Source organism: Bifidobacterium sp. ESL0784 (assembly GCF_029433295.1).
In the GTDB taxonomy this organism is placed as follows: domain Bacteria; phylum Actinomycetota; class Actinomycetes; order Actinomycetales; family Bifidobacteriaceae; genus Bifidobacterium.
Window position 1 is genome coordinate 248862 of the sequence record NZ_JAQTHV010000003.1, and the last position, 16181, is coordinate 265042.

Sequence of the window (16181 nt, forward strand, 5' to 3'; positions counted from 1 at the left end):
AAACGTGCATTCTTTCCGATGCCCTCAATTTTCGACATAAATAATCATAGCGAAAGGCTATTATATCGACGGCACGCAATTGCGTCGAAAACGGAATCATTCTTCAGGCTGATGGCCGTAATCCGGTTCATGAGTCTAGAATTACCACGTAGTATTATTGCGCTTGAAACGGCGAGGGGAAACGATGGATTGGTTTTACAATATCAACCTGCTTGAAGGATGGCTGCCCACCACTTTAAAGGCACTGACTTTACTCGGCTTCATCGCTGTCATCCTCCTTAAGTCAAAAGACGGTTGGTTCTCTTCCCTGCTCAAGCAATTCGGCTGGGGCTTCATCGGCACCATCGTCGGCTACATCGTCGTCTGGCTGCTTTCCGACGTCTTCCTCGTCTTCGGGGTCAGTCTCGGCCGGGTCATCGAATTCAACATCGCCTTCGGCATCGGCTTTATCTCGGTATTGGTGGCTATGTGCTTCGATTCGGGGACGTTGCGCAAGGTTCTTGCCATCATCACTGCATTCCTGACCCTGATCACGTTTGCGCTTCGCGTCGATATCATCTATGGCGAATATTCGACGGTCGGCTCGCTTTTCGGGCGTAACCAGTTCGCCGCCCTTGAATCAAAAAACGTGCATAAGGCCTCGGCGACCCGGCCCAACACCGTAGAGGAATGGAAGAAACTCGGAGAGGAAAACAAACTGCCCGAAATGCCAAAGAAAGGCATCGTCCGTTCCGTCGATATTCCGGCAACCACCTCAAACTTTAAGGCACGTACGGCCAACGTCTATCTTCCGCCTGCCGCTTTGACCAAAAATCCTCCGAAGCTGCCGGTCATGGTCGTGATGGCGGGCCAGCCGGGAACCCCGGACCGTTTCTTCAGCGCAGGCCTGCTCGGCGATAAACTCGACAACTACGCGGCAAAGCATTACGGCCTGGCCCCAATCGCAGTCTCCCCGGACCAGAACGGAACCATCACGCACAATTCGCTGTGCTCCGATACCCCGGTCTTCGGCAACGCTGAAACCTACCTGACCCGCGATGTGACCAACTGGATCAAAAAGACCCTGCCTGTTGAGACTTCAGCCGACAAATGGCTTATCGGCGGTTATTCACAAGGCGGCACATGTGCCACGCAACTTGGGGCGGCCTATCCCAATATCTATGGACACATCTATAGTGCGGGCGGCGAAATCGAGCCTACCGACGGCTCGCACAACTCAACAGTGAAACGTTTCTTCAACGGCAACGAAAAGGAATTCGACAAGCACGTCCCCATCAATATCATTCGTAGCCATGCACCTTCCAAGCAGACATGGTTCTCCGCAGCCGGCCAGCTCGACCCCAAATCACAGAAGAACCAGAAGGCCATTTCTGCGGAAGCGATGAAAGCCGGCATGTCCGTGACCACGGTAGTAGTCAAAGGCACCGCCCATGACTGGCATACCGTCAACGCCGGAATGACCGCACAGATCGACCTCTTCGGCACCGAAACCGGTCTTGGCGAAACCGGCAGACAAATATCGTCTTATCCGAATCTTCAAGTGGTAACCGCGAACACCAACCGCGAAAGCGACTAGTATCCCCCGATCCGATGCAACTGCATGATTATTGGCAGGCAGCTGTGTTGCAGTGAGAGACAATAAGTCATACGATTGAAGGACGAAAGCCATCAAGATGCAAACAGACGAAGAGAACAATCCCAAGCCAACAGAGCAGCCATCGGCACCTTCCGTCACGAATCCGGAGCCACCAGCCACGGTTTCGAACGCACCGGAAGCGTCAAAGACCGAAGCCAAGCCAAACGGCGGGAAAAACGGCAACGAGGCGAATAAAGGCCAAGGCAATTCCAAACGCCAAGACCAAAAGTCTTCTCACCGCCCAAAGAACCCAATCCCGCCAAAAGGCAAGAAACGTGGGCCCTCAAGCTGGACGGTACTCGGCCGTGACATCCTCAGCTGGATGCAAGGGCATCTTTTCGCCATTATCGTCTCCGTACTCTTCCTTTTCATCAACATTTTCGATATGGTCCACTCCGCCATACGACATCTCAACGCCCCGGCCTCCGGACGAACGCTCAGCCTCACCGAAATCCTTCTCGGGCGCCTGCACAACGGTGGAAGGCCACGCGATCCGTTCCAGCAACCACTCCATAGCCAAGACATCATCCCATGGCTGACCAAGATCCTGCGTTCTGCGGTATTCGTACGAAGCCCGTTGATGCTCATCATTTACACTTTGCTGATTGTCATCATCCTTTCCGTGGCGCAATCCCGGCTCGGTGCCCTCAAAACGACGTTTGCAGGGCTGTTCAGTGCGATTATCGGCTCGACGCTGGGGCTTCTGGTCTGCGTCCTGGTTGACATGGCCATGCACAACTGGCAGAGCATGGAGCGCCTGCCCGTGCTGCTCTCGCCTCTGACGATCATCATCGGCGCATTGATGGCCGAAAGCGCCTATGAATCCGTACTCTGGCGACGACGCATCATCCTTATCGGCTACACCGTCATCGGTACGCTGCTGCTCTTCAGCGGCAATCCGGGCGACTACTGCACGCTCGGTGCCGCCATCGTCGGCCAACTCACCGGTCTGTTAATGCACGGCCCGATCAAAGACCGTATCCAGCTGGCCAATAGTTCCGATTACGAAATCAGACGCCTCTTCGCCTTCGCCCAACTAGTGCTCGCCATCGGCCCTCTGCTGGCACTCACTTCGACCTCGCACCTCGGTCCGCTGACAACCTTCGGACTCTTCACTTCCTCCATTTGGGGCGATTCCTCACTGCTCACCTCCTGCTCCGTGAACCAGTCGGTCACCAGCTGCCTACGCTTGGTCTCCACCCGGCAACATCTCGCCATCGCAGGACTATGGCTGCATATGCTCCTTCCCATCGCGGCTCTTGCTTTGGTGGCATGGGGCCTTTATCACGGACGTCGATTGGCTGCATGGGTAAGCATCGCACTCAACGGTGCGGCGGTTGTTTTCGCGGTTCTTTACTATGTCATTTTCCCGTTCACGATCGCGCCGATGAGCCCCAGCATGGCCAGCAAATACAACTTCATGCCGGCCTTCATCACCACGGCGCTTCCGCCGCTGATACTCATCATTTTGATGATCCGGGAACTGCCTCATTTCAGCGTATCCACCGGTACGTCACGCGTACGCAACGGCATCATTGCCATGGTCGGCATGCTTTTGGTCACCAGCTGTGTCTACATCGGCTTCTCCGTGGCCGTCCCGCAGGACTTCAAACCGCGCCCCACCGTGAAGCTCATGGTGATGGATATGCTGCGCAGGCTTTTGCCCACCGGTTTCGGCGGCCGCAAGTCCACCGCCCTGATCGTCCCTCAGACCACGATAGCGACGCTGGTCAGCGAGGGGCTGACGGTCATCTTCTGGCTGACCGTGCTTATCGTTTTCGTTCTTTGGTTCCGTGACAACGTCACCTCAGACGAACGCGACCAGAAGAAGGCCGAAGCATTGGTCACCCTCGGCGGCGAATCCATGAGCTTCATGACCACTTGGGAAGGCAACCACTATTGGTTCTCCCCCACCGGCCGTTCCGCCATCGCCTACCGAGTGCTGCACGGTATCGCCCTGACCGTCACCGGACCATTCGGCGAACCCGACGAATACATGAACGACCTGCGCGACTTTACCGCATTCTGCTATGCGAAAGGCTGGTCTCCTTCGTTCTATGCCGTTCACGACGATCAGCGAGAGGAACTCGAATCGCTGGGCTGGTCGTCCATCCAGGTCGGTACCGAAATGGTGCTCGATCCCAACCGCTGGGAGACCCGCGGCAAGAAATGGCAGGATATCCGCACCGCTATCAACAAGGCCAAGCGCGATGGCATCACCGATGTGCTCACCACTTACGACCAGGCCGGTTTCAACATCGATCAGCAGATCGTGGACATCTCCGAGCAATGGGCACAGCTCAAGGCGTTGCCGGAAATGAAGTTCACGCTGGGAGGCATCGAGGAACTGCGCGACAACCGTGTGGCGCTGTTGTACGCGGTGGATGCGCAAGGCAAGGTGCTCGGCGTCACTAGTTGGCTGCCTACCTATCGCGAGGGCCGAGTCATCGGCTGGACCCTTGATTTCATGCGCCATCGCACCGACAGCCCCAACGGCATTATGGAATTCCTCATCGCCCGCATGGCTGAGCGTCTGCGCGACCAAGGGTTGGAGAACCCGGCCAATGCCATTGAATTCATGAGCCTTTCGGCAGCTCCACTTGCCGGTATGGGCGAGAAAGCACCTGCTGCCGCCGATAAAGCGGTTGAAGGTGATAAGGTCAGGAAAACAAAGGAATCTGCGAAACCCGGGGAATCAGGGAAAACCGAAAAGGCGAATACCGGCAAAGTCAAGGATAAAGCCGATGATAAGGCCGCTGGCAGCGAACCGTCGATTCCCCACGCCCAACCTTCCGATAAGGAATCCGTCGGGGCCAAGGCCAATGCCGCCAAATCGGATGCCGAAACCGACAAGCCTTCATTAGGCCAGAGCGGCAAGCCGAAACCGGCGTCGCCCAGCGGCACTGAAATCATCGAACATGCGCTGCAGATCGCGGCGGACATCCTCGAACCGGCCTACGCCTTCAAGTCGCTGTTCTTCTTCAAGAAGAAGTTCCAGCCCAGTCCTGCCCCGATCTACATCTGCTACCCGGATTCGGCCAAGCTGGCGCAGATTGCCTTCGCCGTGATCAACGCCTACGTGCCGGAGCTCAAGCCGAAGCAGGTCGTCGAAATCGTCAAGCAGATGACATCTACAGACAACAAATCCGATAAGAAGTAGTCGCACCGGAAAATCCAGGTGAGGCATCGATAAAAAGGATGGTGACCAGCCCATTGAGGTTGGTCACCATCCTTTTTATTCAACGGTTCGTTTGTTCATCTCGAAACCAGAAAAATGATAGATGCCTTAGAAATCCGACTTGCTTTCATCTTGTGTTCCGGCTTCCAAACGTTGGCAATCCGGGCAGAGTCCGAATACCTCCAGCGTATGCGAACTGACCGTAAAGCCATGTTCCTCGGCGACCTTGCGCACCCACTCCTCCGGCGGCTCGATCTCCACCGTCTTGCCGCAGTTCTCGCAGACCAGATGATGATGATGCTCGCCGTCATCACAGATGCGGAACATCTGCTGATCGTTCAGGTGTATGGTATCGGCACTGCCGTCATCCGCCAACGCATTGAGCTGTCGGTAAACGGTGGAAAGCCCGATGCCCTGCCCGTCTTCGCTTAAGATCCGATAGAGGTCTTGCGCGGAAACGAAATCATCACAACTAGAAAGTGCCTTTAGCACGGCGTCTTTCTGCCAGGTATGTTGGGTGCCGCGTCTGCCGCGACGAGTCAGCATCCCACGTCCGGAAAGTCCCTTGTCGTTGTGCTCGTTGGCTAACACGCTGCGTGACCTCTTTCGTGTTTTTCATATCTTCGCTGTGACCGTTCCGTCGAATTTCGGAACGTTTCATCGAATGCACCACGTATGTTACTCGTATTTATTGAAATTGGAAAGAGCCGTTTGCCTTAGGTCCCGGCATTCCATATTTTGGCGAAATAAGCGAAGCCGACTGCATGTTTTGTATATGTATATAACGGAAGACCGCACGACGCGTTATTGCCGTAAATCGTCCCAGCAGCCCGTGGCTTCGAGCTCGTCAACCGTGCGTTGCGTATCGTCGGTGAGCACCGTAATATGGCCCATTTTGCGATCTTGGCGAACTTCCGCCTTGCCATAGTCGTGGACGTACCACTCGGGGTGCACAGCGATCAGCTTGCGCGTAGAAGAGACGTGCTGCCCCAAGACGTTGGCCATCACGGCCGGACCTAGAAGTTTCGGCTGCGGCAGCGGCCAGCCGGCAATGCCCCGGATGTGGGCGTCGAACTGATCGATGGAGCAGGCCTCGATGGTGTAATGGCCGGAATTGTGCGGACGCGGGGCGAGCTCGTTGACCACGACGCGGCCGTCTTTGGTGATGAAGAGCTCGATGGCCAGCGTACCGGCGAGTTGGAAACCTTTTGCCAGCCTCAGTGCCAGAGCCTTGGCTTCCTCGGCGATTCCGTCGCTCACCTGCGCAGGTGCAATGGTCAGGTGCAGGATATTATGACGATGCTCGTTGCGCACGATGGGGAACGTAACGAAATCCTTGCCATTGCCGGAAATCAGAATCGAGGCCTCGAACGCAAAATCGACGAAACCTTCCAGAACGGATGGTGGGAACGTGCCCAGCCTGTCGCGTTCGTGAACCTTTGCCAGATCTTCCGGGCCGCGCACAACGACCTGACCATGGCCATCATAGCCGCCACGACGGGTTTTCAGCACCGCTGGATAGCCGATTTCCTTGATGGCATTGTCAAGGCCATCAAGATCATCAACTTGCCTCCAAAGCGCGGTCTGCGTGCCATGGTCATTAATGAACCGTTTCTCGAAAACGCGGTCTTGCGTAACCCGCAACAAATCGGTTCCCTGCGGAACGGCGACGCTGCCACGCACCTCGTCGATGGCGTCGGCATCCACGTTCTCGAATTCGTAGGTAAGCACGTCACTGCGTTCGGCAAGCTCACGAATGGCGGCCTTGTCGTCGTAATCGGCCGTAACCTGGAAATCAGCGACCTGCGCGACCGGGCAATCCGGTGTCGGATCGAGCACACCGATGCGGAAACCGTGATATCGCGCGGAAAGCGCCATCATGCGTCCGAGCTGTCCGCCTCCGATGATGCCGATGGTCGCTCCCGGCATCAGGGTTTCAATCCTGCCATTGGTCTCTTCAGACAAGCTGGGCATTGGATTCCTCCACCTTCTTCTTGAGGCCTTCGCGATAATCGGCAAGTGCAGCAGCCAAGGAATCATCAGAAATGCTCAAAATGCTCACTGCCAGTAGACCAGCGTTCTGTGCACCGGAATTGCCGATAGCCGTCGTCGCCACAGGGATGCCGCCGGGCATCTGGACGATGGAAAGCAGGGAATCCACGCCAGAAAGCGCATGGGATTTCACCGGCACGCCGATGACCGGCAATGTGGTCTGCGCGGCGACCATGCCGGGGAGATGCGCGGCTCCCCCGGCTCCCGCAATAATCACTTTGATGCCGTTTTTGCGGGCGTTATGTGCGAAATCCGCCATCAATTCGGGCGTCCTGTGGGCGGAAATGACTTGCTTTGAATAGGAGACATTGAACTGGTCAAGGGTAACGCAAGCGTGACGTATCGTCTCCCAATCGCTTGCCGAACCCATAATCACTGCTACTTGTGGTGCGTGAGCTGCCATGATACCTCCGAAGTATCGTTGGGAAACCAGAGCCGGCTCCCACTTTACGCGACGGTTGCGAGAAAATCGGGCCGGCTCAAAGCAATATATAGCGTAGAGTTTCCGTGTCGTCACCTTGGGCAATCGCCGATATTATGTACTTCGATACGTGCATCTCTCGCACTTCGCCTTCAACCACCGCAACGCAGCACTGAACAGTCTTACCGAACAATTTATTCTTCAATGCTGCTCCCTTGCACGATGTCTTCGTCGACTTCGTTGGAATTCCAACATTCCGCTTTTATTGCAACCCATCAAACACAGCACGGAAGAGTCATTGCACCAGCAAAACGCTTCCGTGCTGCACCTGCACAACATTGACACATCAATACACTACATTCGTCATTGCGCGCTATTCAAACACTATAATACGTAACACACCAAGCCGTCGCGGCCCCGGGAAAGCGACATACCCGAATACCTAATGAACGAGCTCGATCTTCGTGATTCCAGGCTTCTTCGAAGGCCGATAGAGGACGAAACGATGGCCGATGACCTGCACCAGCTGCGCGCCGATCTGGCCGGCAAGGGTCTCCCCGACCTCCTGTTCATCGATCGGGCAGCCGTCCTGCACCACACCTTTGAACAACTCGTGCGATTCAAGCATCTCCGAAGCCTGCTTCACGGCGGCATCGGTGACCCCGTTCCTGCCAATCCACAGCATCGGCGAAATCTTGCTTGCCAAAGCCTTCAGCTGCTTGACCTGTCGTTTGTTGAGTTTCGTTGCCATATAAAATCCTATTCCTCGCAATCACCATCGCCTTAAACGTTTCGTGACCATTAATAAGCAATCGGCGATATTCGACTTTCGATGATTCCACCATATCCCAAAGGCTTGTCCTGCCAATATTCCCAATAGAAATACGGTAACCAAGGAATTGTTAACGCTCACAAAATATCGGCATGCGCTATGTCTATATCCCATATAATGGAAATTATGTGACCTACATCACGTTTTATTCATTATTGTCAAAGGAGGACATTTTGAAGAAAATTCTGTGCTCACCCGGAAGCTATATCCAGGAACCCAACGCCATCAACGGACTCGCGGATCAGTACCGCACCCTGGGCAGCAAAGGCGCCTACATCATCGTCGATCCGTTCATCGAGAAGACCTATCACGACCAGATCGTCTCCAGCTTCGATAAGAGCGGCACACCTTACCAGCTCGTCGTATTCGGCGGCGAATGCTCCGACAACGAAATCAACAAGCACGTCGCAGCACTTGGCGAAAACGATGCGGTCATTGGCATCGGCGGCGGCAAGACGCTCGACACCTCGAAGGCCGTCGCGCACTTCGGCAAGCGGCCGGTGATCATCTCCCCGACCGCGGCTTCTTCGGATGCTCCGTGCTCACGTCTGTCCGTGGTCTACACCGATAGCGGCGAATTCGACCACTATCTGCCTCTGCCCAAGAACCCGGACATGGTCATCATGGACACCACCATCATCTCGAAGGCCCCGGTGCGCTTCTTGATCTCGGGCCTCGGCGACGCCTATGCGACCTATTTCGAGGCATTGGCCTGCAAGCAATCGAACGCGATCACCATGACCGGTGGCCATTCCACCAACGCGGCCATCGCGCTGGCCAAGCTCTGCCACGACCTGCTCATCGCCGATGGCCCCAAGGCCGTCGCCGCTGTGCGCCAAGGCCTGTGCAGTCCGGCGGTCGAGAACGTGATCGAAGCCAACACCCTCTTAAGCGGCCTCGGCTTCGAATCCAGCGGCCTTGCCGCCGCACACGCCATCCATGACGCGCTCACCGTGCTTCCCGGCACGCACAAGTATCTGCACGGCGAGAAGGTGGCCTACGGCACACTGACCCAGTTCGTGCTCGAAGACCGCCCCGAAGCGGATCTGCGTGAGGCCTACGGCTTCTTCCGCAAGGTAGGCCTGCCCACCACCCTCGCCCAGATTGGTGTCGAGGACGCGACCGATGAGGATCTCTTGAAAGTCGGCGAACTCGCTTGCAGCAAGGACGACACGATGTCCAACATGCCCTTCGAGGTGACGCCCGAAGATGTGGCGATCGCACTGCGTACCGCTACCGAAGTAGCCTCCGTCTACTAAATCCCAGAAACGGTTCGTTGTTTGGCTAACCGTATGAATGGCAGGAACGTCATCAAAGCTGATTTCGACGACGTTCCTGCCATTCTTGCGTCAGACGTGCTGATACAATAAAGGATTGTTGTTCGGCCCCGTAGCTCAGTTGGATAGAGCAACTGACTTCTAATCTGTAGGTCGCGAGTTCGAATCTCGCCGGGGTCACTTGATTCGGAGACGAGATTGCAATCCCACGCCGAAGGAATCGAACGATACGACAAAGACACCTCAATGATGAAATCACCGAAAATAAGCATCGACTGGCAGGCGCACAAACGCCGTTTTCCAAAATATTCGGCACTGATATTCGCTTTGGGATTCGTTTTTCTGCTTCCTGACTCGGCATATGTGGGCCACTTCGTGCTTATGGTTCTGCAACCGGTACTTATTGCGCTGCTATACATCGCCATGATCAAAGCGCCAAAACTGTTCTGGCAACGTGCAGCCGCGCTGATTCTGATAGCGGCCTGCATCTGGTCGGCGCCGTATCTGCGCCACGGTGGACAACTGCTTACCTACATCGTCATAGCCGAAACGTCGATACTGTTCAATGCGGCATTCGGATACATCACCATCGTGCTTTCCGCGATTACGATGTGGGTGCTCTCGCCGATACTCAATGATCTGCAAAGCCTGCATATTCCTGATTTCATCGCCACATCAAACTACATACTGTTCGCCGGCATCCTCTTCATGGTCTACACCGTGCAATCGGAGAAACTGCAACAGGCGAACGAACAACTTCGGGACAATATACAGCAGATCGAGTCGCTGACCCTTTCGCGCGAACGGGCACGGATGGCCAGCGAAATGCACGATTCCATCGGTCAACAGCTCACTGCCATGCATTATGCCCATGAATCGGCGCTCAATGCCACCGCCGCAACAGAAAACATAACCGACCTCGAACGGGAATCGATCAACAAACCCGTTACCAGAGCCGACGATATCGCCAAAGGAACCTTGTCGGAAGTCCGGCAGATGGCACGGGCGCTTGATCCGGCTTCGTTCGGGCAGAAACTCACCAACGAATCCATCGATGCAATGGCGCGTTCCTTCGGCGATGCCGGTCTCGACATGCACACCGACATCATCGGCGATGTAAGCCTACTCGAAGCGGACGAACAAACCTTGGTATTCCGCGCTTTGCAGGAGATATTGACGAACGCTGTCCGTCACGCCCACGCCACCAACGTTCGTCTGACCATCGTTGTCAGCGGAAAATCATTGACACTGACCATCGATGATGACGGTCCTGGTATCGACACCGGTGATATCGATCACGGCTTCGGTCTTGCGGCACTTCGCAAACGTGCACAGCAGGCCGGTGGAACGCTCACCATCGGCGAATCACGGAAGCTGGGCGGTGCCAGTATAACCTTGACGATTCCGCTGGCGACCAATGCAGAAATGACGGAAAAGCAATGACGGACACTTCGAAAATCGACAAAACCAAAAGGAAGATTCGCCTCCTGATCGTGGACGACCAGGAGCTCATCCTGACCGGGCTGGCCGAGCTCGTCTCTTTCATGCCCGATGTCGACTTGGTCGCACAGGAATCGAGTGCCGAGGTGGTGTTCGCGTTAGGCGATGCCGTGCTCGATGCCATCGATGTGGCGTTGATTGACGCGCGCATGCCACAAATGAATGGAACGGAACTCATCGCGAACTTGCACGCCAATCATCCCAATATCAAATGCATTCTGCTCACCGCATTCGACGAAGACGATAACCTCGTCGATTCGATGAAGGCCGGCGCAGTGGGCTATCTGCTCAAGGATGTTTCCACCGCTGAACTCAACAAGGCCATCCATACCGCGGCTGCAGGCGGGAAGGTCATCGGTTCCAGCGCCACAGCGCACGTCATACGCCTTATCACGCAATCGAACAACGCCAACAACATCAACGACGTAACAACCTCGTCCCTGACACCTCGCGACCAGCAAATCGCCACTTTCGTCGCGCAAGGCATGACCAACACCGAAATCGCCAACAAACTATGTCTATCCACCGGTACGGTCAAGAACCACGTTAGCCGCATCTTCTCGTCCCTTGACGTGCGCAATCGGACCGAGCTAACTGCCCTGCTCAACGGGACGTTGGATTAGCAGCATTAGTGAAATCAGTGAAACGCCCCGACGTTCCATCTAGTACCGATGGAGAATTGGACAGGTGAAACTAACAGGACGATCCAAGGATTCACATACTGTCAGTGGAAAGTTGGATGAATAAGAATAATCGGAACCGCACTGACGCAGCCGATAAATCGGTTGGACACTGAAACAGTCAACACGGCACCACTCACCAATAGCATCATTCTCCGATTGCCGAGGCGATGATACGCATGGAATCCTGGTACCTAGTTGTCAAGCCCTGAATCCCAGTGGCGATGGCACCGACGATAACCGCAATGACGAGAATGGCAAGCCAACCGAGCAGTTCCAGATTCGGCACGCAATGACCCACCAATTTCAGCAATCCGAAATCAATGGAAAGCAACGCAACATTCGTGACGATGAACGCCAGCAACACCGAGGTTGCAGACATGATGGCACCGTCCAAAAACGAAAGCACCGTCAGCTGGCCGATATCGGCACCGGCGACGTATGTCAGTGCGGCATCGACTTTTCGGGCACCGGCGGAAATGCATAACCCTGCCACTACTCCTGCCAACGCCACGATGATGGCCGGTGCCAGAACGGCAAGGATCCGTTCGAGACTTGCGGACTTATACCCTTTGACACCCGGTGCGATGTAATTCATGGTCGTGGTGAATGTGGCCAAAATACTGGAAAACGTCATGGTCATCGTCAACCCGATCACCAACGGCATCACCGTGCCTCGCTGCCGATTGATACGGCCGCTCGACTGCTGACCGGCGAGTTTCCAAGTCGCCGAAGGTATGGGAATCGAGGTCCACCACGAAGCGAACCGGCCCAATATTAACGGTGCCGCCAAAGCCAACGCAAAAACCAACAGGAACATGCCCAACATCGCAGTCCATATCAACAAGGCGCTTGTCGAATCAGTGAACGCCTTGCCTGCCATAATCGTCGCCTGACTCACGGGTTTCAGCGCCAGCCCCGAAATACTCAGAACCACCAGAGCCGCCAAAAACAGCACTATGACCATCACCATGCGTTTGACACCGATACGGCGCGGAGGATTCTGTGATTGTCGCAATGCCTCTATTGGGCTGATTCGGGCGATTGAACGCATGGTAAATATCGTACCGACCAACACTGTAGCACCGCCGAAAATCGCACCCCTCATCAAAGCAGGATAAACCCCAGAACCCACATACGGCGGGAATGAACCCACATCAATCGCAATCGGCATATAAAAACGATAGAATCCCTGGGCAACCAGCGGCACAATGACGAACGCCGCCACATTTGCCACCACAAACAACACTGCCACCACCACAATCGTGCGCATGAGCAGCTGAATCGGCGTGGCACCCTGCAAGACCAGCAACGCAAGCTGGCGACGACGCTGGGCAAGCGCCGAAGACACCGTCCACAGCACGACGAAGGCGAACATAACAATCAGAAAGAACAACGGCATAGTCATTACGAATGACTGGTCGCCGCTCGTACCCACACACGAACCAGTACAGGCACGTTTCAGCGATTCCCAAAGCGCCATGAACAGCGAGAGCATGGTCTGACCGACGACCAGCACCAGCCCGACCGCACCCCAGACCATCGGAGCGGCTTTGAGGTCTTTCAATGCGCCTTTCATACCGTCACCTCGTTTTGGGCCGAAGCTTGCGAAATCCTGCCGTCGCGGACCTCGACGACCCTGTCGCATTTCTCAGCGACCTCAGCACTATGGGTCACCAAAACGACGGTTTTCTCGGGGTTCTGAGCGATATCACGCAGGATTCCCATGACCTTTCTGCCGTTTTCCTGATCCAGCGCGCCCGTCGGTTCGTCGGCGAAAATGATGTCCGGACTCGCCAGCAGTACACGGGCCAACGCCACACGCTGCTGCTCGCCGCCCGAAAGCTCAGTCACATTGGTCTTGCGCTGCTTGAGCAGTCCGAAATAGTCCAGCATGCTTTCAGCCTGTTTGCGCGGGAAACGGGCGCCGCGCAACGTGAATGGCAGGGCGATGTTCTCCTCGACGCTCATGCTGGCCACAAGATTGTATGACTGGAAGACGAAGCCCAGATGGTTACGCCTGAATTTGGTCAGTTTCGTCGGTTTCATACCTTTGATTGGCGTACCGAGCAACGAGACAGACCCGTCTGTAAACGTTTCAAGACCGGCAAGACAGTAAAGCAACGTCGACTTGCCCGATCCGGAGGGACCAACGATCGCAGTGATCTGGCCGGGATAGGCGCAGAAATCGACATCACTGAGAATCGTGACCGAGTCGCCTTTGCGAGGCGAAACGACTTTCGACAAACCTACAGCTATCACGCTCGGTTCCGGCCTTGCCTGCTGCTGGAAAATATCGGTAATCTTGGGATCTAATACGATCTGTTGAGTCTCCATATTTCCATCGTCACACATTCCAAGAGACCATGCCCCGTGCCGAAAGTCACTGCTTTCCCTGAATCCTTCAAAATGAGAAGAATGACAGAAAATAACCGAAATGTAGATTTCACATCTTTTCAAGGCGAAAACCTTGAGATATCAAGATTTGACATACAATACGTGTTATACGTTTCGTTAAGTATGAGATTCTAAGAGATCGAGAAACGGTTACTAGCCGACGGCTGGCGTATAAAATCGCAAAACGGCAGCCATCGCAATTACGTCCACCTTTTTAAAAAAGGAAAGGTCACACCCCTGCCACAGAGGTGACCTTGATCCCAGAACCGTCAAAAGCATTTGGCAACAAGCTTCTATTCATGAGAAGAGAGCAAAACGAAACTCGTTTATCCCATAATTCTATATCCGATGGAAAAGGGCAGCGGCTATACCGTTGAGGTTCCCGATCTCCCCGGTTGCGTAACTGAAGGCGATTCACTTGCTGAAGCCATGCTCATGGCAGAAGACGCCGCCAGCGGCTGGGTGCTCGACGAACTCGAAGACGGGAAACCATCCCCTAAGACAAGCCGTCTAGAAGACATCACATCCATCCCGATGAACCGGATGGTCTCGTAAGCCTTGTCGCTCTTGACATGGATGCCTATGCCGAAAAATACGGCAGCAAGGCAGTTCGCCGCAATGTAACCATTCCGGCATGGCTTGGGACATACGCCGACAAACATAATGTCAGTTACTCTGCAGTTCTCCGCGATGGACTGGAAAGTATCTACCACAAACAATTGCAGGAAGCCTGATCAGCATATTCAAATAATTCCATTGAATCAATCATTCGTCTTTGCCCTTGGCAGAAGGTAAAGACGAATTGTATTCGTACTGGATTTTCGACAATCAGATACGTCACAATAGGGCTAAAATCATAGGGAAGAGTCGACTCTGGCGTGTCGCAAAGTGACGATAAACTCGAGTCATGGATTCGGACAAGGAAACGCCCCAGACCGCTGATAACGACGAGACTCGGCAAGTTGCCGAGGCGTTTTCTGCTGCGTTGCCTTTTGACCAGCGTTTGAGTTCGAACCAGAATCTGACCTTTGAATACGCAAAACCGGCATTCACTTCAGCTGGGCTTGAATGGTCCGATAAAAACCTTACGAAACTGCACCTTTTCGATGCTGAAAAACAGTTTGTCAACACAGCGCTCTTGCTTTCCGACCAATGCCCGTACCGCGTTAAATGTGCGGTCTTCGACGGCGACACCAAAGCGAACCTGACCGAACGGCAAAATATTTCTGGTTCCGTTTTCAGCCAGATTGATGCCACGATGATGTTCCTTAACCGACACAATACTAAGAACACTTGGCCGGAAGCCGCGCTACGCGAATCGTTGGTCAACGCCGTTCTGCACCGTGATTACGACAAGAACGGCCCCATTCTGATTAGTCTCTTTGATTCCAGCATCGAAATCGTCTCCCCTGGCGGTCTAGTGGACGGATTCGAAGTCAACGATCTCTTGAACGGTGTCAGCGAATCGCGCAACCCATGGCTTGCCGACACGTTCGAGGCACTGCACTTAAGCGAAAACTGCGGAACCGGTGTACAACGCATTCTTGACTCGTATTCCGAAAGCCTTGCCAGCCCGCAGCTTCGCGTAGGCCCGGGTTCAGTGGCGATGATTCTGCCGAAGCCCGTACTCGATTCAGCATGGCCCGAGCCTCACTTAGCTGGTGACAATGCCAAGGAATCGAACGATCCGACAAACAACCACGACAATTCCGACGAAGGCTCCGGCAAAGCCAAACGCTACACATTCCCGTTAGGCGGTCACCTTTTCACTACCATTCCTGCCGAAGCTCTTACTGGTAGCCGTGTGCTCAGCGCAACTTCGTTACCTTCTTTGATTTTTGCCAGCGAAAAATCGTGGCAGTCATACAATGGCGCTTCTAAGAATTCACCGGCTAACCGCACTCCGTATACCGCTCAGAGCCATGATAAATCGAAACCAGCCGACACGAAGTCGCGACAATTCAAGATTGAATCCGTTGACGAAATGACCATGGCGCTCATCGCACAACGTGGGACAGCACTAAGCCGAAAACAAATTCAAACTGGCCTCGGTACCAATAAAGGCGAGACTTCTTACGTATTGAAAAAACTCGTCAGTGAAGGCAAATTGAAGCAAGTCGGACGTTCGCGGGCCACCAGATACTCTCTCGCTTAAATCCGAATCCTTCTCACCGGCATTAATCGATTAATTATTTTGTCGGCAATAAG

General features: G+C 54.5%; 13 protein-coding genes, 1 tRNA gene and 1 pseudogene. 9 read left to right on the forward strand and 6 right to left on the reverse strand.

Annotated features, from left to right (window positions below):
• Window positions 1-184: 184 nt before the first annotated feature.
• The gene (locus PT279_RS05560) at window positions 185-1576 is read left to right on the forward strand and encodes an alpha/beta hydrolase-fold protein (protein WP_277166412.1); all 1392 of its coding nucleotides are present in this window, start codon (window positions 185-187) and stop codon (window positions 1574-1576) included.
• A 97-nt stretch (window positions 1577-1673) separates the two neighbouring features.
• A complete protein-coding gene (locus tag PT279_RS05565) occupies window positions 1674-4796 on the forward strand; it encodes a DUF2156 domain-containing protein (protein WP_277166413.1) in 3123 nt (1040 codons plus the stop codon).
• Between the two features lie 126 nt (window positions 4797-4922).
• Here the strand turns inward: PT279_RS05565 and PT279_RS05570 are convergent, their stop codons facing one another.
• From PT279_RS05570 to PT279_RS05585, 4 genes are all read right to left on the reverse strand, one after another.
• Window positions 4923-5360: a transcriptional repressor gene (locus tag PT279_RS05570; protein ID WP_277166604.1), complete on the reverse strand. Its 438-nt coding sequence runs from the start codon at window positions 5358-5360 to the stop codon at window positions 4923-4925.
• 258 nt (window positions 5361-5618) lie between these two features.
• The gene (gene purK / locus PT279_RS05575) at window positions 5619-6788 is read right to left on the reverse strand and encodes a 5-(carboxyamino)imidazole ribonucleotide synthase (protein ID WP_277166414.1); all 1170 of its coding nucleotides are present in this window, start codon (window positions 6786-6788) and stop codon (window positions 5619-5621) included.
• Window positions 6772-7269, reverse strand: coding sequence for a 5-(carboxyamino)imidazole ribonucleotide mutase (gene purE / locus PT279_RS05580; protein WP_277166415.1), 498 nt, complete (start codon window positions 7267-7269; stop codon window positions 6772-6774). The genes purK and purE overlap by 17 nt, the downstream gene beginning before the upstream one ends.
• Window positions 7270-7729: 460 nt before the next feature.
• Window positions 7730-8038 carry a YhbY family RNA-binding protein gene (locus PT279_RS05585; protein ID WP_277166416.1) on the reverse strand — a complete coding sequence of 103 codons (309 nt, stop codon included), beginning with the start codon at window positions 8036-8038 and terminating at the stop codon, window positions 7730-7732.
• 254 nt (window positions 8039-8292) lie between these two features.
• Between PT279_RS05585 and PT279_RS05590 the strand changes: the two genes are divergently transcribed.
• From PT279_RS05590 to PT279_RS05605, 4 genes are all read left to right on the forward strand, one after another.
• Complete coding sequence (locus PT279_RS05590; protein WP_277166417.1) at window positions 8293-9378, forward strand: glycerol dehydrogenase; 1086 nt, start codon at window positions 8293-8295, stop codon at window positions 9376-9378.
• A gap of 124 nt (window positions 9379-9502) precedes the next feature.
• Window positions 9503-9576 (forward strand) — tRNA-Arg (locus tag PT279_RS05595).
• Between the two features lie 66 nt (window positions 9577-9642).
• Entirely contained in the window at window positions 9643-10839 is a 1197-nt protein-coding gene (locus PT279_RS05600) for a sensor histidine kinase (RefSeq protein WP_277166418.1), read from the forward strand.
• Window positions 10836-11519, forward strand: coding sequence for a response regulator transcription factor (locus tag PT279_RS05605; RefSeq protein WP_277166419.1), 684 nt, complete (start codon window positions 10836-10838; stop codon window positions 11517-11519). The genes PT279_RS05600 and PT279_RS05605 overlap by 4 nt, the downstream gene beginning before the upstream one ends.
• Before the next feature lie 205 nt (window positions 11520-11724).
• On the opposite strand, the gene PT279_RS05610 is transcribed toward PT279_RS05605, so the two are convergent.
• Both PT279_RS05610 and PT279_RS05615 read right to left on the reverse strand, forming a co-directional pair.
• Window positions 11725-13155 carry a hypothetical protein gene (locus tag PT279_RS05610; protein WP_277166420.1) on the reverse strand — a complete coding sequence of 477 codons (1431 nt, stop codon included), beginning with the start codon at window positions 13153-13155 and terminating at the stop codon, window positions 11725-11727.
• Window positions 13152-13913 carry an ABC transporter ATP-binding protein gene (locus tag PT279_RS05615; RefSeq protein WP_277166421.1) on the reverse strand — a complete coding sequence of 254 codons (762 nt, stop codon included), beginning with the start codon at window positions 13911-13913 and terminating at the stop codon, window positions 13152-13154. The genes PT279_RS05610 and PT279_RS05615 overlap by 4 nt, the downstream gene beginning before the upstream one ends.
• 231 nt (window positions 13914-14144) lie before the next feature.
• On the opposite strand from PT279_RS05615, the gene PT279_RS09275 reads away from it, so the two are divergent.
• From PT279_RS09275 to PT279_RS05630, 3 genes and pseudogenes are all read left to right on the forward strand, one after another.
• Entirely contained in the window at window positions 14145-14225 is an 81-nt protein-coding gene (locus PT279_RS09275; RefSeq protein ID WP_348519374.1) for a hypothetical protein, read from the forward strand.
• Window positions 14226-14321: 96 nt separating this feature from the next.
• A pseudogene (locus PT279_RS09280) lies at window positions 14322-14707 on the forward strand (type II toxin-antitoxin system HicB family antitoxin).
• A 173-nt stretch (window positions 14708-14880) separates the two neighbouring features.
• The gene (locus tag PT279_RS05630) at window positions 14881-16128 is read left to right on the forward strand and encodes an ATP-binding protein (protein ID WP_277166423.1); all 1248 of its coding nucleotides are present in this window, start codon (window positions 14881-14883) and stop codon (window positions 16126-16128) included.
• The last annotated feature ends 53 nt before the right edge of the window (window positions 16129-16181 follow it).